23 protein-coding genes are annotated in these 21454 nt (G+C 50.5%); 11 read left to right on the top strand and 12 right to left on the bottom strand.

The window, feature by feature from the left end:
* Positions 1–20: 20 nt before the first annotated feature.
* Positions 21–686 carry a 7-cyano-7-deazaguanine/7-aminomethyl-7-deazaguanine transporter gene (locus tag HV350_RS01505; protein ID WP_019078120.1) on the bottom strand — a complete coding sequence of 222 codons (666 nt, stop codon included), beginning with the start codon at positions 684–686 and terminating at the stop codon, positions 21–23.
* Between the two features lie 168 nt (positions 687–854).
* On the opposite strand from HV350_RS01505, the gene tusA reads away from it, so the two are divergent.
* Positions 855–1100 (top strand): sulfurtransferase TusA, encoded by a 246-nt coding sequence (tusA, locus tag HV350_RS01510; RefSeq protein ID WP_003827551.1) that lies wholly within the window; start codon positions 855–857, stop codon positions 1098–1100.
* A 46-nt stretch (positions 1101–1146) separates the two neighbouring features.
* On the opposite strand, the gene zntA is transcribed toward tusA, so the two are convergent.
* Together zntA and HV350_RS01520 are read right to left on the bottom strand one after the other, a co-directional pair.
* On the bottom strand, positions 1147–3345 hold the full coding sequence (zntA, locus tag HV350_RS01515; protein WP_047358183.1) for a Zn(II)/Cd(II)/Pb(II) translocating P-type ATPase ZntA: 2199 nt from the start codon (positions 3343–3345) through the stop codon (positions 1147–1149).
* 74 nt (positions 3346–3419) lie between these two features.
* Positions 3420–4046, bottom strand: coding sequence for a lysoplasmalogenase (locus HV350_RS01520; RefSeq protein ID WP_016154844.1), 627 nt, complete (start codon positions 4044–4046; stop codon positions 3420–3422).
* Between the two features lie 141 nt (positions 4047–4187).
* On the opposite strand from HV350_RS01520, the gene HV350_RS01525 reads away from it, so the two are divergent.
* On the top strand, positions 4188–4562 hold the full coding sequence (locus HV350_RS01525) for a DUF2500 domain-containing protein (protein ID WP_016154843.1): 375 nt from the start codon (positions 4188–4190) through the stop codon (positions 4560–4562).
* Positions 4563–4660: 98 nt separating this feature from the next.
* Here the strand turns inward: HV350_RS01525 and HV350_RS01530 are convergent, their stop codons facing one another.
* Entirely contained in the window at positions 4661–4936 is a 276-nt protein-coding gene (locus tag HV350_RS01530; RefSeq protein ID WP_016154842.1) for a DUF1145 family protein, read from the bottom strand.
* On the bottom strand, positions 4926–5522 hold the full coding sequence (gene rsmD / locus HV350_RS01535) for a 16S rRNA (guanine(966)-N(2))-methyltransferase (protein WP_016157666.1): 597 nt from the start codon (positions 5520–5522) through the stop codon (positions 4926–4928). The genes HV350_RS01530 and rsmD overlap by 11 nt, the downstream gene beginning before the upstream one ends.
* A gap of 278 nt (positions 5523–5800) precedes the next feature.
* Here rsmD and ftsY point away from each other — a divergent pair, with 278 nt between their 5' ends.
* From ftsY to rpoH, 4 genes are all read left to right on the top strand, one after another.
* Complete coding sequence (gene ftsY / locus HV350_RS01540; RefSeq protein WP_181629660.1) at positions 5801–7327, top strand: signal recognition particle-docking protein FtsY; 1527 nt, start codon at positions 5801–5803, stop codon at positions 7325–7327.
* Positions 7328–7329: 2 nt separating this feature from the next.
* Positions 7330–7998: a cell division ATP-binding protein FtsE gene (ftsE, locus tag HV350_RS01545; protein ID WP_003023420.1), complete on the top strand. Its 669-nt coding sequence runs from the start codon at positions 7330–7332 to the stop codon at positions 7996–7998.
* Positions 7991–9049, top strand: a complete 1059-nt coding sequence (ftsX, locus tag HV350_RS01550; protein ID WP_016154839.1) for a permease-like cell division protein FtsX — start codon at positions 7991–7993, stop codon at positions 9047–9049. Before ftsE ends, ftsX begins: the two co-directional genes overlap by 8 nt.
* A gap of 255 nt (positions 9050–9304) precedes the next feature.
* Positions 9305–10159: an RNA polymerase sigma factor RpoH gene (gene rpoH / locus HV350_RS01555; RefSeq protein ID WP_003023425.1), complete on the top strand. Its 855-nt coding sequence runs from the start codon at positions 9305–9307 to the stop codon at positions 10157–10159.
* 238 nt (positions 10160–10397) lie between these two features.
* On the opposite strand, the gene dapA is transcribed toward rpoH, so the two are convergent.
* From dapA to HV350_RS01585, 6 genes are read right to left on the bottom strand one after another with little or no spacing between them, the layout of a single operon-like run.
* Positions 10398–11288, bottom strand: a complete 891-nt coding sequence (gene dapA, locus HV350_RS01560; protein ID WP_101700400.1) for a 4-hydroxy-tetrahydrodipicolinate synthase — start codon at positions 11286–11288, stop codon at positions 10398–10400.
* Positions 11288–12208, bottom strand: a complete 921-nt coding sequence (locus HV350_RS01565; RefSeq protein WP_181629661.1) for a phosphoglycerate dehydrogenase — start codon at positions 12206–12208, stop codon at positions 11288–11290. The genes dapA and HV350_RS01565 overlap by 1 nt, the downstream gene beginning before the upstream one ends.
* 1 nt (position 12209) lies before the next feature.
* Complete coding sequence (locus HV350_RS01570; RefSeq protein ID WP_101700398.1) at positions 12210–13064, bottom strand: PTS system mannose/fructose/sorbose family transporter subunit IID; 855 nt, start codon at positions 13062–13064, stop codon at positions 12210–12212.
* A complete protein-coding gene (locus tag HV350_RS01575) occupies positions 13057–13803 on the bottom strand; it encodes a PTS sugar transporter subunit IIC (protein WP_101700397.1) in 747 nt (248 codons plus the stop codon). Before HV350_RS01575 ends, HV350_RS01570 begins: the two co-directional genes overlap by 8 nt.
* Before the next feature lie 15 nt (positions 13804–13818).
* Positions 13819–14304: a PTS sugar transporter subunit IIB gene (locus HV350_RS01580; RefSeq protein ID WP_049283116.1), complete on the bottom strand. Its 486-nt coding sequence runs from the start codon at positions 14302–14304 to the stop codon at positions 13819–13821.
* Positions 14305–14310: 6 nt separating this feature from the next.
* Positions 14311–14712 carry a PTS sugar transporter subunit IIA gene (locus tag HV350_RS01585; protein ID WP_047501419.1) on the bottom strand — a complete coding sequence of 134 codons (402 nt, stop codon included), beginning with the start codon at positions 14710–14712 and terminating at the stop codon, positions 14311–14313.
* 529 nt (positions 14713–15241) lie between these two features.
* Between HV350_RS01585 and livJ the strand changes: the two genes are divergently transcribed.
* A complete protein-coding gene (gene livJ, locus HV350_RS01590) occupies positions 15242–16345 on the top strand; it encodes a branched chain amino acid ABC transporter substrate-binding protein LivJ (protein WP_181629662.1) in 1104 nt (367 codons plus the stop codon).
* Between the two features lie 157 nt (positions 16346–16502).
* Here the strand turns inward: livJ and panM are convergent, their stop codons facing one another.
* Positions 16503–16886 carry an aspartate 1-decarboxylase autocleavage activator PanM gene (panM, locus tag HV350_RS01595; protein ID WP_016154837.1) on the bottom strand — a complete coding sequence of 128 codons (384 nt, stop codon included), beginning with the start codon at positions 16884–16886 and terminating at the stop codon, positions 16503–16505.
* Between the two features lie 424 nt (positions 16887–17310).
* On the opposite strand from panM, the gene livK reads away from it, so the two are divergent.
* The 4 genes from livK (at position 17311) to livG (ending at position 21446) form a co-directional block, all read left to right on the top strand.
* Entirely contained in the window at positions 17311–18420 is a 1110-nt protein-coding gene (gene livK, locus HV350_RS01600; RefSeq protein ID WP_016154836.1) for a high-affinity branched-chain amino acid ABC transporter substrate-binding protein LivK, read from the top strand.
* 61 nt (positions 18421–18481) lie between these two features.
* A complete protein-coding gene (gene livH, locus HV350_RS01605; RefSeq protein ID WP_003023435.1) occupies positions 18482–19408 on the top strand; it encodes a high-affinity branched-chain amino acid ABC transporter permease LivH in 927 nt (308 codons plus the stop codon).
* The gene (gene livM / locus HV350_RS01610; protein WP_181629664.1) at positions 19405–20682 is read left to right on the top strand and encodes a branched chain amino acid ABC transporter permease LivM; all 1278 of its coding nucleotides are present in this window, start codon (positions 19405–19407) and stop codon (positions 20680–20682) included. The genes livH and livM overlap by 4 nt, the downstream gene beginning before the upstream one ends.
* Positions 20679–21446, top strand: coding sequence for a high-affinity branched-chain amino acid ABC transporter ATP-binding protein LivG (livG, locus tag HV350_RS01615; protein ID WP_003023438.1), 768 nt, complete (start codon positions 20679–20681; stop codon positions 21444–21446). The genes livM and livG overlap by 4 nt, the downstream gene beginning before the upstream one ends.
* Positions 21447–21454 lie beyond the last annotated feature (8 nt).

Genomic DNA, 21454 nt, shown 5'->3' on the forward strand with positions numbered 1-21454 from the left:
ACAACTCGGAAAATGAACCTTTAACTCGTCTGCAATGCAGAGATTTCGGATTTATCTGCCAGCCTTTTCAGTAACATATTCAGCAGCACGCCGTACATCGGCAGGAAGAAAATAATGCTGATCAGCACTTTGAAGCAGTAGTCGACCAGCGCGATTTCCATCCAGTGCTCGGCCATAAAGGCATCTGGGCTGCGCCAGAAAGCGATAAAGAAGAAGGCTAACGTATCGCTGATGTTGCCAAACAGCGTCGAAGCCGTTGGCGCCAGCCACCAGCGACGGTTCTGACGCAGGCGGTTAAAGACATGCACATCCAGAATTTGACCCAACGCGTAAGCCATAAAGCTGGCGGCGGCGATACGGGCGACAAACAGATTAAAGTGCAGCAGTGCGCCGAATCCCTGCCACGATCCCATATAGAACAGTGATGAAACGACATAGGAGATCAGCAGCGCGGGGATCATTACCGCAAAGATGATACGTCGTGCCAACGGAGCGCCAAAAATACGCACGGTCAGATCGGTCGCGAGGAAAATAAACGGAAAGCTGAAAGCGCCCCATGTGGTATGGAAACCAAAAATGGAGATCGGTAGCTGCACCAGATAGTTGCTGGAGGTGATCACCAGCAGATGAAATAGCGATAGCCAAAACAACGCTTTTACGCGTTGAGATTGTGTAAACGGAGTCATATTGTGACCTTTTTGTTGGATGGGGTGAGGGAACCCAATAAAAAACCGTCGCATGATACTGCTTTAAGAGCACATTGCAATGGTTGTTTTTCACGCAATCGTTAACCTGATTGGCTTACGCCACAACAGAGCGTAAAATAACGCCGTTTTTGAATGAACGAGACTACGATGAGCGATCTGTTTACCTCTCCCGACCATACTCTTGATGCCCAGGGGCTGCGCTGCCCGGAACCCGTAATGATGGTGCGTAAAACCGTGCGTGGCATGCAGGCGGGTGAAACGCTGCTGATTGTCGCCGACGATCCGGCGACAACCCGTGACATTCCCGGCTTCTGTACCTTTATGGAGCATGAGCTGGTAGCAAAAGAGACCGACTCTCTGCCGTACCGCTATCTGGTGCGCAAAGGCCAGTAATCTCAGCCGGATGGCGCTAATGCAACTGCCGTCCGGCACAGACGCATTATCCTTTACGTAGTAACCGCAGCGCGTTAGCGGTCACCAGTACCGTCGCCCCCGTATCTGCCAGCACCGCCAGCCACAGTCCGGTTATCCCGAGCAGCGTGGTGACGAGGAAAATCCCCTTCAGGCCTAGCGCAATCGCAATGTTCTGGCGAATATTGGCGTGGGTGGCGCGGGCTAACTGAATCATTTGCACCAGACCACGCAGGCGGTTGTGGGTCAGGGCGGCATCGGCGGTTTCCAGCGCGACATCGGTCCCGCTTCCCATCGCAATGCCAATGGTGGCTGCTTTCATTGCCGGAGCGTCGTTGATGCCGTCGCCGACCATCGCCAGCGGCGACTGTTGGTTAAGATGGGTAACGGCCTGTACTTTATCTTCCGGTAATAGACCCGCTTTGAATTCTAGACCCAATTCACTGGCAATAGCTGCCGCCGCTCGCGGGTTATCACCCGTCAGGATCACCCCTTTCACGCCAATCTGATTAAGCTCGCTGATGGCGCTACGGGCGTCGTCGCGCAGCGTGTCCTGTAGGGCCAGCACGCCGAGAACGGCATCGTTACGCAGCACCAGCACCACCGTTTGACCCGCGCTTTCCAGCTCGCTTATCTGCCCGGCAAAAGCATCGGCAGGCTGCTTACCGGCGGCGCAAATCAGCACGCGTTCGCCGTTGACCAGTGCTTCAATGCCAGAGCCAACCAGCGCCCGTTGATCTTTTGCGACAGGGATCGTCAGTTCGCGCGTTTGGGCTTCCCGAACAATCGCCTGCGCCAGCGGATGCGTCGCGCCTTGCTCTACTGCTGCCGCCAGCGCCAGCAGTTCTGCCTCGCCAATACCGCTTGCCGGGTGAATCGCCGTGACGCGAGGTTTACCGATGGTCAGGGTGCCGGTTTTATCAAACGCGACCTGCGTTACCCTACCCAACTGCTCCAGCGCGGCCCCGCCTTTGATTAACGCGCCACGACGTGCCGCGGCGGCAAGGCCAGAGGTAATGGCGGCGGGTGTGGAAATCACCAGCGCACATGGGCAGCCAATCAGCAGCAGCGTCAGCCCTTTATAAATCCACTCCTGCCAGGATGCGGCAAACAGCAGCGGTGGTACAAGGGTGACCAACAACGCAACCGCCATAATGGCTGGGGTGTAAATCCGGCTGAAACGGTCAATAAAGCGCTCAATGGGGGCGCGGCGTTCTTCCGCTTCTTCAATCAATTTCAGAATACGGTCAATGGCGCTGGCACCCGGTTCGGAGAGTACTTCCAGCGTTACCAGACGGTCCACGCTGGTGGCGCCCGCCGGGACTTTCTCGCCGGTGGCGCGCTCAACCGGTATCGATTCGCCGGTCAGGGCGCTTTCATCAAAGCTGGCAAATCCGGAGACCAGCTTGCCATCGGCAGGTAAACGCCCACCCGCGGCAACCTCGATAACATCGCCTGGCTGGAGAGTATTGATAGCAACCTCTTCGCGCTCGCCGTTACGCAGGCGCGTGGCGGTTTCCGGCTTGAGCGCCATCAGTGCGCTGACCCCTTTACGGGCGCGGCTGGCGGCCCATCCTTCCAGGCGTTCGCCAATTAAAAACAGCAGCAGCACCATGGCGGCTTCTGCCGTCGCGCCGATAAACAGTGCGCCAATGGCGGCCACGCTCATCAACGTTTCAATGGCAAAGTAGCTGCCGGTTTTCATCAGACGCAGGGCCTGACGGGCAATGGGATACAGACCTACCAGCGTGGTGGCGATAAATGCTATCTGGCCAAAGGGGTGATTGAACTGCTCCAGCCCCCAGCTAATCGCCATCATGATAATCAGCGAAATCAGCGGCAGGTTCTCTTTAAACCGCGACTCGGGGGCGGCGTCTGGCGCTTGCTCATCGCGCAGGGTATAGCCTGCCTTTTGCACTGCGCTTTCAACTTGCAGGCGGATATCGGAACCCGCATCGACTACCAGTTTTTCGGTGGCGAACAGAACCTGGACCTGGTTGACGCCGTTGACCTGGCGGACCGCATTCTCCACTTTTCGGGCGCAGGCTGCACAGTCCATGCCTGCCACTTTCCAGGAGTAGCGGGTACCCATTACGGTACCGGATACGGGTGGTGGGGTGGAGCAACTTCCTTCGCAGCAGCAGTCGTCAGCCTTTTGTGGCGCAGGCGCTAGCTTGAAAGAAGAAAATTGTGGGGCTTTTTTGCCACTGGAATCGGGTGTCGACATGGCATCCTCCGGTTGATAATCATTTCATATTAACCGGAGGATACACTCTGGAGTCGACTCCAGAGTCAAGCGTTTTAAAGATACAACGAACGAACAATCAGGAAATGTCCGGCGAAGTAGCAGGCGGCAGCAATTGCGTTATCGGCGCGGAAGCGGCGACGGTAATGGCTACCCAGCCAGACAATGTTGCCGATGAACAGGAGTGATGCGCCCATAAAGGCCGACAGCGCCGGAGCGGTCGGGCGGAAGAACCACAGCTCACCAGCCATCCAGACCATCATCAGCGTGATACCAATAAAGGTACAGATAGCGATGCGTAGCTCTTCCAGACGTGTCCAGATCACGGCAATCAGCAACGCCCCCAGCACCACCAGCACCAACGGCAAAGGCCAGAAGAACGACAGCGTCATTTGGCTGGCGAAGTAAATGGTATACAGCAGATGCGACAGGAAGAATGCCCCCACGGCATACAAAAGGCGTTGGCGCGGTAACAGCGTCAGCGCATCGCCCAGCAGCGAGGCAAGCAGGCCAGCCAGCACCAGATAGCTGACAGCATTAAACATTGGCGCCTGCCAGGCCAGCAGCGCCAGCAGAAGTAAGGTTAGGGGTTTAAAGACCCAGCGTTGCCAGGCGGGCCCACGATAGGAAGCATCCACGAACAACCATGCGGAAAGGCAGACAGCGATAAACGACCAAAGCATCTTAGTTCCTTGAATTCGTTATTTTTTCGTAAGCGGGGTGCTCACGGCTCTACTGTTCAGTGTAGAGGTCGACACCGCCAGATGACAACACCATAACAGGCAATGTATGCTTATTTCCGCATTTTCTGATGGGTTAATAATATGAGCAAACCACCACTTTTTTTCATAGTTATCATTGTTTTAATCGTTGTTGCTGCGTCGTTTCGCTTCGTTCAGCAGCGGCGTGAAAAAGCCGATAATGATACTGCGCCGTTAGTGCAAAAGCAGGTGGTGGTGAGTAACAAACGGGAAAAACCGCTTAACGATCGGCGATCCCGCCAGCAGGAAGTGAGCCCGGCGGGGACCAGCATGCGCTATGAAGTCAGTTTTAAGCCACAAAGTGGCGGCTTCGAGCAGACGTTTCGTCTGGATGCCCAGCAGTACCATGCGTTAACGGTCGGGGATAAGGGAACGCTGAGTTATAAAGGTTCGCGTTTTGTTGATTTTACAGTGAACGCTAAGGTTTCATCTGACTGATGCCGGATGCCGGATGCCGGATGGCGGCTTACGCTTTGTCCGGCCTGGAGATTTTGTCGCCCCGGCCTGCTAAGCGCCGCCGGGCGAAAAGATCACAGTTACTTTTTCAACTGATCTTTAATCTTCTTCTGCCAAACCAGTAACTCAAAGACGCCGAACAGAAAAATACGGATTTTCTCTCCGCGAGTCATCTGCGGGCCATCTTTAGGCATGGTGCTTTTTAACAGCGCCAGTTGCATGCCGTGCATTAGCACCATAAAAATCAGTGCGACGTTAACGAAGATGTTAAGCGGGCGTGGAAAGGGTTGGAAAATATTGAGTAGTAAAAATGCCCAGACGCACAACATCAGCAGGCGTCCCAGGTTAATCAGCATCGTGTTCTCCTCGTGCTTCACGTTGGTAAAGGCGATAGGCGACCTGTCCGGCGACTTTTTCGCGGTACAGCGACCAGTTCACCGGAACCGGCGGCAAACCGTTTTCTACTTCGCTTTCAACGTAAATATACGCTTCATTTGCCAGCCAGCCATGAGTTTCCAGAAGAGTTAATGTTTCTTCCAGTAATCCTTTGCGAAACGGCGGGTCAACAAACACCACGTTATGCGGCGTACCCGTCTGGGCCAAAAATGTCAGGGTATTGGTGTTGACGACCCGGGCATGGGGGGCTTTCAGCGTGGCGAGATTGTTTTGTAGCTGCTGTGATACCGCGCGATCCATTTCCAGAAGCGTCGCATTTGCTGCATAGCGAGAGAGGGCTTCCAGCCCCAGCGCGCCGCTGCCGGCGAAGCAGTCCAGGCAGTGAGCATCGACCATTACCGGGGCCAGCCAGTTAAATAAGGTTTCGCGTACGCGGTCGGTGGTTGGGCGCAGACCGGGACTATCCGGAACCGGGAGTTTACGGCCACGCCATTGACCGCCAATAATGCGGATCTGGCCGCTACCAGAGTGATTCGGTTTTTTCATTTCAATTATTGCTCAATCCGCTGCTGACGTGTCATTCCAGGCGGTGATGTGAGTTAAGTTAACCCGTCGCCTTTCAAGTTACCTCTTCGTTGGCTGCACTTACTCACCCGAATCACTTACTAAAAAAGTAAGCTCATCGGGATTCGTGCGCTTGCCACCTTGACGTAACTCGAAATTCATTGGGTATAAGTGATAGACTATTTCATCATTTTTTTAGCTGCTATGTACATAGCGTTGACGCTGTGCCATGAAGCAACAGCGGGGGAGTGTAGTCGCAAATGGCGAAAGAGAAAAAACGTGGCTTTTTTTCCTGGCTGGGCTTTGGTCAAAAAGAGCAGGCACCGGAAAACGAGACAGAATTAAAAAACGAAGAACAACAACCGGTTGCTGAAGAAACTACCGTCGTTGACGAACAGCCGCGCGCCGAGGAAACCCGTAGCGAGGCGGAAACGGAAGCTTTTGCAGCTGAAGTTGTTGAAGTGACTGAACAGGTTGCGGAAATCGAAAAACTGCAGCCGGAAGCAGAACCTGTTGCCGAACAATCGCAGCCGGAGATTGAGCGGGTTGCTGAACCCGCTGCTGAACCCGTAGTGGAAACGCCAGCGGCGACGGTTATCGAACGCGAAGAATTGCCGCTGCCGGAAGAGGTGAAAACCGAAGAGGTTTCTGCCGAAGAGTGGCAGGCCGAAGCGGAAACCGTGGAAATCGTTGAGGCGGTTGAAGAGGAAGCCGAAAACGAACCGCACCTGACTGATGAAGAGCTGGAAGCGCAGGCGCTGGCTGCTGAGGCAACTGAAGAAGCCGTGATGGTGGTGCCGGTAGAAGAACCTGCCGTAGAAGCACCGACAGAAGAAGAGGGAGTCCAGGAGCAGGAAAAACCAACGAAAGAAGGTTTCTTTGCGCGTCTGAAACGCAGCCTCCTGAAAACAAAAGAAAACCTTGGTTCCGGATTTATCAGTCTGTTCCGTGGTAAAAAGATCGACGATGATCTGTTTGAAGAGCTGGAAGAGCAACTGCTGATCGCCGACGTGGGCGTAGAAACGACCCGCAAGATTATTGCGAATCTGACGGAAGGTGCCAGTCGTAAGCAGCTCAAAGACGCGGAAGCGCTGTACGGCCTGCTGAAAGAAGAGATGGGCGAGATTCTGGCGAAGGTGGAAGAACCGCTGAATGTTGATGGCAAGACGCCGTTTGTTATCTTAATGGTTGGGGTCAACGGCGTGGGTAAAACCACCACTATCGGAAAGCTGGCGCGTCAGTTTGAGCAGAAGGGTAAATCGGTGATGCTGGCGGCGGGCGATACCTTCCGTGCGGCGGCGGTAGAGCAGCTGCAGGTCTGGGGTCAGCGTAACAACATCCCGGTGATTGCTCAGCATACCGGCGCGGATTCCGCGTCCGTCATCTTTGATGCTATCCAGGCGGCGAAGGCGCGTAATGTAGATGTGCTGATCGCTGATACCGCAGGGCGTTTGCAGAACAAATCGCACCTGATGGAAGAATTGAAAAAAATCGTTCGCGTCATGAAGAAGCTCGACGAAGATGCGCCGCATGAAGTTATGCTGACTATCGACGCCAGCACCGGGCAGAATGCGATAAGCCAGGCCAAACTGTTCCATGAAGCCGTGGGCTTAACCGGTATCACCCTGACTAAGCTGGACGGTACAGCGAAGGGCGGGGTCATCTTCTCGGTTGCCGATCAGTTTGGCATCCCTATCCGCTATATCGGTGTGGGCGAACGTATCGAGGATTTACGTCCGTTTAAAGCGGACGATTTTATAGAGGCACTTTTTGCCCGAGAGGATTAACAATGATTCGCTTTGAACATGTCAGCAAGGCCTATCTCGGTGGGAGACAAGCGCTGCAGGGAGTTACCTTCCATATGCAGCCTGGCGAGATGGCATTTCTGACCGGCCACTCTGGCGCGGGGAAAAGTACCCTGCTGAAGCTGATTTGTGGAATTGAACGGCCCAGCGCCGGGAAAATCTACTTCAGCGGGCATGACATCAGCCGTTTGAAAAACCGTGAAGTGCCGTTTCTGCGTCGTCAGATTGGCATGATTTTTCAGGATCACCACCTGTTGATGGACAGAACCGTGTTTGACAACGTGGCAATCCCGCTGATCATCGCGGGCGCCAGCGGGGACGATATTCGTCGTCGCGTGTCAGCGGCGCTGGATAAGGTCGGACTGTTGGACAAAGCGAAAAACTTCCCTATTCAGCTCTCCGGCGGTGAACAACAGCGCGTGGGCATCGCCCGTGCGGTGGTGAACAAACCGGCGGTATTGCTGGCGGATGAACCAACAGGGAACCTGGATGACGCGTTGTCGGAAGGGATCCTTCGCCTGTTTGAAGAGTTTAACCGCGTCGGGGTCACGGTATTAATGGCCACGCACGATATTGGCCTGATCTCCCGTCGCTCCTATCGCCAAATGGTTCTGAGCGATGGACATCTGCATGGAGGCCTGGCCCATGAATAGACGTGACGCTATTAATCAAATCAAACAGTTCGGTGGCCGACTGGATCGCTTCCGTAAATCGGGCGGCGCGCCGGGAGATGGCGGTCGTAACGCGCCAAAGCGGGCGAAAGCCGCGCCAAAGCCGAACTCGCGTAAAACCAATGTCTTTAACGAGCAGGTACGCTACGCGTTCCAGGGCGCGTTACAGGACCTGAAAAGCAAGCCGCTGGCGACGTTCCTGACGGTGATGGTTATTGCCATCTCCCTGACGCTGCCAAGCGTATGCTACATGGTTTATAAGAACGTCGACCATGCGGCAAGCCAGTATTATCCTTCTCCGCAGATCACCGTTTACCTGCAAAAAACGCTGGATGATGATGCAGCGGCGCGGGTGGTTGGTCAGTTGCAGGCCGAGCAGGGCGTTGAGAAAGTGAATTACCTTTCCCGCGATGACGCGCTGGGCGAATTCCGTAACTGGTCCGGCTTTGGCGGCGCGCTGGATATGCTGGAAGAGAACCCGCTACCGGCCGTGGCGGTGGTTATCCCGAAACTGGACTTCCAGGGCACGGAGTCGCTGAACACGCTGCGCGACCGTATCGCACAAATCAACGGTATTGATGAAGTGCGCATGGATGACAGCTGGTTTGCCCGTCTGGCGGCTCTGACGGGCCTTGTCGGACGCGTCTCCGCGATGATTGGCGTGCTGATGGTAGCGGCGGTCTTCCTCGTCATCGGTAACAGTGTGCGCCTGAGTATTTTTGCGCGTCGCGATACCATTAACGTGCAGAAACTGATTGGCGCGACGGATGGGTTTATCCTGCGTCCGTTCCTCTATGGCGGTGCGCTGCTCGGTTTTTCCGGCGCATTTCTTTCACTGATTTTGTCAGAAATTTTGGTGATGCGCCTGTCGTCAGCGGTTACTGAGGTGGCGCAGGTTTTTGGAACTAAGTTTGATATCAACGGCTTATCATTCGATGAATGCCTGTTATTACTGCTGGTGTGCTCGATGATTGGCTGGGTGGCAGCCTGGCTTGCCACGGTTCAACATTTACGTCACTTTACCCCCGATTAAAAAATCTCTGGTATAATCTTTCCCTGCACTGAGTAGTTCGCTCTGCAGGGAAAGAGTCCCTGTTATCTCTTCCCAGCGTATTCATTGTGATGTCACATTTTGTGCGTAATCTATACACATTACGACATGGAACTTGTGGATAAAATCACTGTCTGATAAAAGATTGAATGATATTCTCGTTGCTCATAAGCTCTGGCATGGTTGTTGCTATTGGTTTTAGCCAACGCGTCAGATGAAAAGATTGAGAGGATTTGAATGACCAAAGAAATGCAAAATTTAGCTTTAGCCCCTGTTGGTAACCTGGAATCTTACATCCGGGCTGCGAACGCGTGGCCGATGTTGTCGGCTGACGAGGAGCGGGCACTGGCTGAAAAGCTGCATTACCAGGGCGATCTGGAAGCAGCTAAAACGCTGATCCTGTCTCACCTGCGCTTTGTTGTTCATGTTGCTCGTAATTATGCGGGCTATGGCCTGCCGCAGGCGGATCTGATTCAGGAAGGTAATATCGGCCTGATGAAAGCCGTGCGCCGTTTCAACCCGGAAGTGGGTGTGCGCCTGGTTTCTTTCGCCGTGCACTGGATCAAAGCTGAGATCCACGAATACGTTCTGCGTAACTGGCGTATCGTAAAAGTCGCGACCACCAAAGCGCAGCGTAAGCTGTTCTTTAACCTGCGTAAAACCAAGCAGCGTCTGGGCTGGTTCAATCAGGACGAAGTTGAAATGGTTGCTCGTGAGCTGGGTGTTTCCAGCAAAGACGTGCGCGAAATGGAATCCCGTATGGCGGCGCAGGACATGACGTTTGACATGTCTTCAGACGACGAGTCTGACAGCCAGCCGATGGCACCGGTTCTGTATCTGCAGGATAAATCATCTAACTTTGCCGACGGCATTGAAGAAGATAACTGGGAAGATCAGGCCGCGAACAAACTGACCCACGCAATGGAGGGTCTGGACGAGCGTAGCCAGGACATCATTCGCGCCCGTTGGCTGGACGAAGACAACAAGTCGACGTTGCAAGAACTGGCCGATCGCTACGGCGTCTCTGCTGAACGTGTTCGTCAGCTTGAAAAGAACGCCATGAAAAAACTGCGTGCGGCGATCGAAGCGTAATCACGCCGTTTAACGCATTGCCCCTATAACCCCTGGATGCCCATTCGGGGGTTTTTTATGTCTCATTGATACTTCAAACTGCTATCACGCTTTCCTCTGCCAGGTTTGCTTTTGCCTCTCTGGTGTTGTGGAGGGGGGGGCGAAGTGATTGATGCCCCTGCGCTTGACAAGGTGACATGTTTGCCCGGTTTCTGGGCAAACATGTCACCTTAATGCAGACGAATACTGTCGGTAAAACTTATTGTGGCAGGAGATTATAGGCTGCCAGCATCTCTTTGATATCCTGAGTGATGATTTCATTCGGCATATGTATTGGTCTTCTGGTAATGCCTGCGGTGATCCCCATTAAGTTAAGAGCCTCTTTCATTACTGCAGGTGCGGTCATTTTCTTAATGTTCATACGCAGCGCATCGATCTTATTACGCTCTTCCTGTGCTTGATCCAACTGCCCCGCGATAAAGTAGTTATACAAATCTACTTCAATCTTCGGTAAAACATTTGATGTGGCTGCGACGCTGGCTACTGAACCTTCTTTAAATGCATCAAGCATCAGCGAATCTGAACCGTTCAATACTTTAAAATTTTTGTGTTTTGAAATCTCAAGGTACTGTTTTTGTACTTCAAATTTGCCACTGCTATCTTTGATTGCCACGATATTATCGATATCAGCCAGGCGATTCGCTGTTTCGTATTCAATACTTAGGCCCGTTTGCCCTGGGAGATTGTATAGAATAATAGGTGCTGCTGTGCTGGCCGCAATATCATAGTAATGTTTATATAAATCTTCCTGATTAGGCACCAGATAGTAGGGGGTTACAACTGAAATGTAATCTGCGCCAGCATCAACGAGTCGTTGAGTCAGAGCAATAGTTTGCTGTGTGCTACAGCAACCGGCACCGGCGCAAATAGTTACGTCATCACCCACTTCATCAACAACTGCTTTGGTGAGTTCTACTTTTTCATCATCTGATAACAGATGAAATTCACCATTGGTGCCACAAATAAATAATCCATGAACACCATTATTGACTAACCAGCGAGCCATCTTTCTTGCTGCCGGGATATCCATTTTTTCCGTTTCATCAAATGGTGTCACCATCGCAGTAATAATTCCCTTAAGTTCTTTCATTATCTTTTCTCCAGTTCGTTGGTAACATTTTTAATCGAGATTTGAATTGTGTTAAGATCTGCTTCCTGAGTAAACGAAGCCGCATGTGGCGTGATCGAGTAATTCATGAGTTGTTTTGTTGTTTCTTTTCGTTCTTTAAGTTCAATATCTTCACTAGCAAAAGAAATTTTATGAGTGATTAAAGCATTGTATAAACTATCTTCATCAATCAAACCGCCTCGTGCAGTATTTATTAATATTACGGAAGGTTTCATTTTTTCGAATGCGTGCTGATCAATCATGTGCCTGGTGCTATCTAGTAAAGGCAAATGAAGCGAGATAACATCACTGAGCTGATACACCTCATCTAACTTTTTAAAGTTTATATACGGAAAAACCTGACTCTGATTGATATAAGGGTCGTATGCAATGATCTCCATACCCATAGCGTTAGCGATGTGGGCTACATGTTTGCCAATAGCACCAAGGCCAATCAGCCCTAATGTCTTTTTATGTAACTCAGTACCCACCAATCTGACATCATTACTGCATTTAGCCTGTTGTTCGATTTCAACATACTTTCTGGCACTGGATAGCATCATTAGAATAGCCATTTCTGCTACCGATACAGAATTGGCGTTGAGTGCTTTATGCACCACAATATTTCTGCTGTTCGCATACTCAACGTTTATATTATCTAAACCAACACCATATTTTGAGATTACTTTTAGTTTTTTCGCACAATCTATAACGTCTTGATCTAAAGGGTCGTTGCCTGTAATAATAGCATCGGCATCTTTAATTTTTACCATCAACTCTTCTTTACTAAAACGTCCGCCGCTCGTATTACATTCGACGATATAACCTGCTGCCTGTAATTCATCCAGATATTTTTGCCCCTTACTAAGAAAGGGCCTGGGCGTTATAAGTATTTTTTTCATATTACAATAAACCGAAGAATGAAAAAATAAGGCTTAAAGAGAGGATTGCTACCAGTATTCGTAGGAAATGCGGTCCACACTTCTGGATGTATATATAAATACCGAGAACCGCAACCAGGGGGAGTAAGTTAGGCACAATTTTGTCTAACATGTCCTGCAGGACAATAGTATTCCCCCCACCAGTAGTAATATGTAGTGGTGTCTTAATCTTTACATAAGTGGCAGAAAGCGCCCCCATCATCAACAGGCCGAACATACCTGCGCCTTCAATAATTTTATGGATACTGCCAGAGTGGAGTATCTCTAAAATTGACTCTTTCCCCTTTTTATAGCCAATATTTAGCGCAAATCGGCTAGCGAAGAACATATAGACAACTTGATAGATCAATGGCAGTAACGCGGCTAATACGTACCCTTGCAATACAAAAGGAATACATACCCCAATAACAATAGGTCGCAATGTGCCAAAATCTAACGTATCCCCGATACCTGAGACTGGACCCATTAGCCCCGTTTTTAAACTGGTCACTAATTGGGTTGTGGCTGTTCGCTGTTCTTCCGGTTCCTGGGATGCTTTTTCTTCTAGTGCGATAGTGATGCCGTTTACCACTGAGCCCCAGTTAGCTTGTGTGTTAAACATCGTCAAATGGCGCTGTAACGCTTTTGAAAGATCCCTCTCATTTGGGTATAGCTTAGCTAAAATCCCTGTCATTGAATTACAAAAGGCTAGAGCCTGTAACCGTTCAAAATTTAATGATGTTTCCGAGAAAGCATGCCATTTTAACCAGACAATCTGCACATCTCTATTCGTAATTGGTGAGCTTTCGGCTTCCTTTAAGTCGATATTATTAGCCATTTTGTGTTCCTTTCGCAGTTTTTGATTGCATGTATAAGAGAACAGCACATAAACCAAAAATGGATATCCCTATGGTGTTTAGCCCTGAATATGTGACCAAGAAGAAACCAATGATGAATAACGGGATGTATTGTTTTTTCCCGATCACAATGATAGTGATAGCAAAACCTAATGCTGGAAGAATATTACCAGCGATAGCTAAGCCGTTGGTGGTCCAGGAGGGTAACAGTTTGACAAATGAGGCAATAGCATCTGGGCCATACAAACAGGCAACGAAAACAGGAACGAAGCGCATAGGGAAGGCCAACAGAATAGGATAGATAGTTGCTACCCGCTGAATCCCTTTGATATCTGCTTTTTCGGCATAGCGATCGGCCATATGAACAAATGTGGTATTAACCGTTTTACGAACGTTTTCGAGGACAACCCCTAATAAACCTATTGGGATTGCCAACGAAATAGCTATTTCAGGTTTTATCCCCGCAGTAAGAGCAATAGGTATAGCGATGCAGGAGGCCAATCCCTCATCTGCTGGCGGGTTCCCACCAGGAGCAATACTACCTATATAGATCATCTGTAATGTCGCGCCGACTGATAATGCAGTCGGCATATCATCAAAGATAATTCCCATAATGGGGGCAATAGATAACGGCATGCGCATGATTGAAAAGCCATACCATACCTTCGCTTGTGATATCCAATAAACTAAACCAATCAATATTGCTGTAGAAACGCCCATAAGTTCCTCTCCTTTTTAAGGTAACTTATTCTTTATTTTTTGCAGACTGGCTGGTTCTTCTTCTGGGATAGTCTGGAAATAAACTTTAATATTCCTGTCTTCTATTACTTGTAGTTTTTCTGCATCTTCTTTATTTATTGATATCTGATTAAAGACGATTTTTCTGCCAGGGATGTTTTCTATGCCGCCTACTTGCAACTCTTCAAGTTCTAATCCGCCCTGAATAGTCTTTAATGCTGAATCAATAGATTTGAAAAGGATTAAAAGTTTGCCAGTATAGAAATTTTTCTCATTCCAGCGGGTTGTCGTTTCCTCAATGGATGTCATGATTACTTCGATGCCGCTGGGGGCCGCCATTTTATAAACTTCGGCTAAAAAAGGATCATTATATAATTCGTCATCAATAACTATTATTTTATCGGCGTTGCTCCTTTTCAGCCATTTGGTGATAACCTGTCCATGAATTAGTCGATAATCAATGCGGGCATGTACTATACTCATACTCTATTATCCTTTATTAAATTGATAACTTTGAACCATATCTTTACCGGCATCATGAATACATTGAACATATTCTTCGATGGTGATTTCTTTATCGGAGTCTTGTAACATATTCGCTTCAAGCAGCATGGCAAGGTTTACGCCGCTAATACAATGAATAGGGTATTCTCTGGAGAGAACCGTCGCTACATTTGATGGTGTTCCACCATATATATCGGTAAGAATGACGGTTTTAATATTGGGTCTGAGTATTTTCCTTGTTTGCTCCATTAACGTTTCTGGTGACATCCCGATGATCAGAGAAATAGCCGTTGTATTTTTCGTTTTGCCAACAATCATTTCACTACTGTTTAATAACTCTTTACCTGCGTCACCATGTGTTAATATGATGATATCATAGAGATTCAATGGTTATCTTCCTTATATATATAATCCATATGTTTGATTTATATTTTGTATGTAACAGATTCCGTTCTTGAGAGTGGTTTCTGTTCTTTGAATATATATTGTTTTATGGATTTTTAAACGTTACCAAGATCACATATTGAATGTATTGACTAATATGGCTATTTCTAGCGGATGAATATAACGCATAACAAAATAATATAATATTTGGTTTTTATAATTAATATTGTCATTTATATATATTCAACAATGCATCTTAATTAAGATAATATTTTATATCGATGATATAAGGTCATATTATGGAGATGAAATTGATATTTATAGTTTTGTCACCTATATGTTATGTCATCGCAAAAATTCACGTTTCAAATCCATAAAAATGGGGTATGTTTTAGCAGAGTATGCTGAAAATGCACGATCAGCATGCCTAAATATCAATGTCTTATACTTGGTGTGACGCCAATATCAGAATAATGTGCTAAATAACAACATCACAACAAATGCAACAACCATAACAATGAGGAACCTCAGGATGAAAATGAAGGGTAAAGCGTTACTGGCAGGATGTATTGCACTCGCATTCAGCAACATGGCATTAGCAGAAGATATAAAAATTGCTGTTGTGGGGGCGATGTCTGGCCCGGTAGCGCAGTATGGCGATCAGGAATTTACCGGCGCAGAGCAGGCAATTGCGGATATCAACGCCAAGGGCGGCGTGAAAGGTGACAAACTGGTCATGGTGAAATATGACGATGCCTGTGACCCGAAACAAGCGGTAGCGGTTGCGAACAAAGTGGTCAACGACGGGATTAAATACGTAATCGGTCACCTGTGCTCTTCTTCCACTCAGCCTGCTTCAGACATCTATGAAGACGAAGGCATTCTAATGATCACCCCAGCGGCAACGGCGCCGGAGCTGACCGCGCGCGGCTATAGCCTGGTAATGCGTACCACTGGTCTGGATTCCGATCAGGGCCCAACGGCCGCCAAATATATCGTTGAAAAAGTGAAGCCGCAGCGCATCGCGATTATTCATGATAAGCAGCAGTACGGTGAAGGTCTGGCCCGCGCGGTGCAGGATGGCCTGAAAAAGGGTAACGCCAATGTGGTGTTCTTTGACGGGATCACCGCCGGGGAAAAAGATTTTTCTACGCTGGTAGCGCGTTTGAAGAAAGAGAACATCGATTTCGTTTACTACGGCGGTTACCACCCGGAAATGGGGCAAATCCTGCGCCAGGCACGCGCCGCGGGTCTGAAAACCCAGTTTATGGGGCCAGAAGGTGTAGCGAACGTGTCGCTGTCTAACATCGCCGGTGAATCTGCAGAAGGCTTACTGGTAACGAAACCGAAGAACTACGACCAGGTTCCGGCGAACAAACCCATCGTAGATGCTATCAAAGCTAAGAAACAGGATCCGAGCGGCGCATTCGTATGGACCACCTACGCCGCGCTGCAATCTTTGCAGGCCGGTCTGAACCAGTCTGACGAACCGGCTGAAATTGCCAAGTATCTGAAAGCAAACTCGGTGGAAACCGTCATGGGACCACTGTCCTGGGATGCTAAGGGCGACCTGAAAGGCTTCGAATTCGGTGTGTTTGACTGGCATGCAAACGGGACGGCGACAGACGCCAAGTGATTTTCCCGGCGCCTTTCGTGCCGCAGGTGTGTTGGCTGCGTTATTCAACCCCGGTCACTTACTTATGTAAGCTCCGGGGATTTTATAACTTGCCGCCTGCCTGCAACACAAAATTCTTGGGAAAATACTCGTAATACAATTGGTTGGGGGCGGTTTTCTACCGTTTCTCCCAGCCATTTTCCTGGGCCGTAAACCCTAACACCTGCATAAATGCGGCCATCACGCTGCGGTCTTCAACGCCGACGTCGGCCATCCACCACGAACTCACGTCAGGGTTTTCCCGGATCACTTCTTCGATCAAATACTGCCCGACGCCGCGACGGCGGGTGATATCGCGCACGCGCAATGAATCCAGTGCGCCTTGTGTGCCGCTCAGGGTTACCCGCACGGCACCTAACAGACGCTCGTTAAAGCGTGCGGCGTAGATCCGGTGCGTTTCATCTACGCTTAATGATGAGGCGGAATATTCCGGCCAGATTTTGCCCAGATCAATCAGGTCCTGGTCGCTAAAGTTATCTAAACGAACGATGGTCAGCTTCATTAACAGCATGTCCAAATCACAAAAGATGGAATCAGTGTACCGAAATAATTCGCCCGGATGCTTTCTCTTTTTAATGCGATTAACCAGGTTAATAGTTTTGTAACAACGACAATGACAGATTGAAACAGTAGAGATTGAAAAACAGGCAGGATAATACCCTGGAATGCAGCATTTTATTCCGCTCTTTGTGCCGTTATTTTATGCTGACAAATGCACTTTTTTTTGTTTATCTATAGTGAAAAGCAGAATATTATCTTTTCTTAATCGACTGAAAAATAGAGATTTTAGCCGTAATTTGCTTAAAAAACTGCGCTAAACCATTAACGAGACTGGTAAAAATAGTACAGTTCAAAAAAAGCACAGTCTGCTTTTTAACCACATAAATACAAAATATATACATCATCACGAATGGGGATTCAGGAAAATGAAACGGAATGCGAAAACAATCATCGCAGGGGTGATAGCACTGGCAATGTCACACGCGGTCATGGCGGAGGATATCAAGGTCGCTGTTGTCGGGGCGATGTCAGGTCCGGTCGCGCAGTGGGGTGATATGGAATTTAATGGCGCACGTCAGGCCATTAAAGATATCAATGCCAAAGGCGGGGTCAAAGGCGACAAACTGGTTGCCGTCGAATATGACGACGCCTGCGATCCGAAACAGGCCGTTGCGGTAGCGAACAAAATCGTCAATGACGGCATTCAGTACGTTATTGGTCATCTGTGCTCATCTTCCACGCAGCCCGCATCAGATATCTATGAAGACGAAGGCATTCTGATGATTTCCCCGGGCGCGACCAACCCGGAACTGACCCAGCGCGGTTACGCACACATTATGCGTACAGCGGGCCTGGACTCCTCTCAGGGGCCGACCGCCGCGAAATACATTCTGGAGAAGGTGAAGCCGCAACGCATCGCCATCATTCACGATAAACAGCAATACGGTGAAGGCCTGGCGCGTTCAGTGCAGGAGAGCCTGAAAGCGGGCAAAGCCAATATCGTCTTCTTTGACGGGATCACTGCCGGGGAAAAAGATTTTTCTGCGCTGATCGCCCGCCTGAAAAAAGAAAATATCGATTTTGTTTATTACGGCGGCTACTACCCGGAAATGGGACAAATGCTGCGCCAGGCTCGCTCCGTCGGGCTGAATACCCAGTTTATGGGACCTGAGGGCGTGGGCAATGCGTCGCTGTCTAATATTGCCGGTGATGCCGCTGAAGGCATGCTGGTGACCATGCCAAAACGCTATGACCAGGATCCGGCGAATAAAGCTATCGTCGATGCGCTCAAAGCTGACAAGAAAGATCCAACCGGACCGTACGTGTGGATCACTTATGCAGCCGTCCAGTCATTGGCGACAGCAATGGATCGCAGCGGTAGCAAAGAGCCGTTGGAGCTGGTGAAAGATCTGAAAGCACACGGTGCTGACACCGTGATTGGGCCGCTGAAATGGGACGAAAAAGGCGATTTGAAGGGATTTGAGTTTGGTGTCTTCCAGTGGCACGCGGACGGATCATCGACCGTCGCGAAGTAATAGCTGAAGACGAGTTATCCCACCGCCCGTGCAAAACGGGCGGGTTAAGAAAGGTTACCTTATGTCCGAGCAGTTCCTCTATTTCTTGCAGCAGATGTTTAACGGCGTCACGCTGGGAAGCACCTACGCGCTGATCGCCATCGGTTACACGATGGTGTACGGCATTATCGGCATGATCAACTTCGCCCACGGCGAGGTGTATATGATCGGCAGCTATGTCTCCTTTATGATCATCGCTGCGCTAATGATGATGGGTATTGATTCCAGCTGGCTACTGGTCGCGGCGGGCTTTGTCGGCGCGATTGTGATTGCCAGCGCCTACGGCTGGAGCATTGAACGCGTAGCGTATCGGCCCGTGCGCAGCTCTAAGCGCCTGATCGCGCTGATTTCCGCTATCGGGATGTCCATCTTCCTGCAAAACTACGTCAGCCTGACGGAAGGTTCGCGCGATGTGGCGCTGCCCAGCCTGTTTAACGGCCAGTGGACTGTCGGCAGTAGCGAAAACTTCTCTGCTTCCATCACCACCATGCAGTTGGTTATCTGGATTGTAACCTTCCTGGCGATGCTGGCGCTGACGCTGTTTATCCGTTACTCCCGTATGGGCCGTGCCTGCCGTGCCTGCGCGGAAGACCTGAAAATGGCCAGCCTGCTCGGCATAAATACCGATCGCGTGATTGCGCTGACCTTTGTGATTGGCGCGGCAATGGCGGCGGTAGCGGGCGTACTGCTCGGCCAGTTCTACGGCGTAATTAACCCCTATATCGGCTTTATGGCCGGAATGAAAGCCTTTACCGCGGCGGTACTGGGCGGCATCGGCAGCATTCCTGGGGCGATGATCGGCGGCCTGATTCTGGGTGTCGCGGAAGCGCTCTCCTCTGCTTATCTGAGTACCGAATACAAAGACGTGGTTTCATTCGCGCTGCTGATTCTGGTGCTGCTGGTGATGCCGACCGGTATTCTGGGTCGCCCGGAGGTAGAGAAAGTATGAAACCGATGCATTTTGCAATGGCGCTGCTCTCTGCCGCTATGTTCTTCATCCTGGCGGGCGTCTTTATGGGCGTCCAGTTGGAGCTTGACGGCACCAAACTGGTGGTGGATACCGCCGCGGATATCCGCTGGCAGTGGGTGTTTATCGGCACTGGCGTGGTCTTTCTCTACCAACTGTTGCGTCCAGCTTTCCAGAAGGGCCTGAAGAGCGTCTCCGGACCGAAGTTTATTCTGCCGGCGATTGATGGCTCCACCGTTAAACAGAAGCTGTTCCTGGTCGCGCTGCTGGTGATTGCCGTGGCGTGGCCGTTTATGGTGTCGCGCGGTACGGTTGATATTGCCACGCTGACGATGATTTATATCATCCTCGGCCTCGGCTTAAACGTGGTGGTGGGGCTTTCCGGTCTGCTGGTGCTGGGTTACGGCGGCTTCTATGCCATCGGTGCTTACACCTTCGCGCTGCTGAACCACTATTACGGACTCGGCTTCTGGACCTGTCTGCCGCTGGCGGGGCTGGTTTCCGCTGCTGCGGGCTTTATGCTCGGCTTCCCGGTACTGCGCCTGCGCGGTGACTATCTGGCGATTGTGACTTTAGGCTTCGGCGAAATCGTCCGTATCCTGCTGCTCAACAACACCGAAGTGACCGGTGGTCCGAACGGTATCAGCCAGATCCCGAAACCGACCTTTTTCGGTCTGGAGTTCAGCCGTACTGCCCGTGAAGGTGGCTGGGATACCTTCAGCAACTTCTTTAACGTGAAGTACGATCCCTCTGACCGCGTTATTTTCCTCTATCTGGTGGCGCTGCTGCTGGTGGTCTTCTCGCTGTTTGTCATCAACCGTCTGCTGCGTATGCCGTTGGGTCGTGCGTGGGAAGCGCTGCGCGAAGATGAAATAGCCTGTCGCTCGTTGGGCTTAAACCCTACGCGCATCAAGCTGACCGCCTTTACCATCAGCGCCGCGTTTGCCGGTTTTGCCGGTACGTTGTTTGCCGCGCGTCAGGGTTTTGTCAGCCCGGAATCCTTCACCTTTGCCGAGTCGGCCTTTGTGCTGGCGATTGTGGTACTGGGCGGAATGGGCTCACAGTTTGCAGTGATCCTCGCGGCCATCCTGCTGGTGGTGTCACGCGAGCTGATGCGTGATTTCAATGAATACAGCATGTTAATGCTGGGTGGTTTAATGGTACTGATGATGATCTGGCGTCCGCAGGGCTTGTTGCCGATGACCCGTCCGCAGTTGAAGCTGAAAAACGGGGAAGCAAAAGGAGAGCAGGCATGAGTCAGCCATTATTATCCGTCAACGGCCTGATGATGCGCTTCGGCGGTCTGCTGGCGGTAAACAACGTTGAACTGGAGCTGAGACCACAGGAGATCGTCTCGTTAATCGGGCCAAACGGTGCGGGAAAAACCACGGTCTTTAACTGCCTGACCGGTTTTTATAAGCCGACGGGTGGGACGATTAAGCTGCGCGACCAGCATCTGGAAGGGCTGCCGGGTCAACAAATTGCGCGGATGGGCGTGGTGCGTACTTTCCAGCACGTGCGTCTGTTTCGCGAAATGACGGTGATTGAAAACCTGCTGGTGGCGCAACATCAGCAGCTGAAAACCGGCGTCTTCTCCGGCCTGTTGAAAACCCCGTCGTTCCGTCGCGCGCAGAGTGAAGCGTTGGATCGCGCCGCCACCTGGCTGGAGCGTATTGGTTTGCTGGAGCACGCCAACCGTCAGGCCAGTAACCTGGCCTACGGCGACCAGCGCCGTCTGGAGATTGCACGTTGCATGGTGACCCAGCCGGAAATCCTGATGCTCGACGAACCCGCCGCAGGCCTCAACCCGAAAGAGACCAAAGAGCTGGACGAGCTGATTGCTGAACTGCGTAACCATCACAACACCACCATTTTGTTGATTGAGCACGACATGAAGCTGGTGATGGGTATTTCCGACCGTATTTACGTGGTGAATCAGGGCACGCCGCTGGCGAACGGGACGCCGGAACAGATTCGTAACAACCCGGACGTGATCCGCGCCTATTTAGGTGAAGCATAATGGTGGTG

It is taken from the genome of Citrobacter sp. RHBSTW-01013, from assembly GCF_013781985.1.
Lineage (GTDB): Bacteria > Pseudomonadota > Gammaproteobacteria > Enterobacterales > Enterobacteriaceae > Citrobacter > Citrobacter braakii.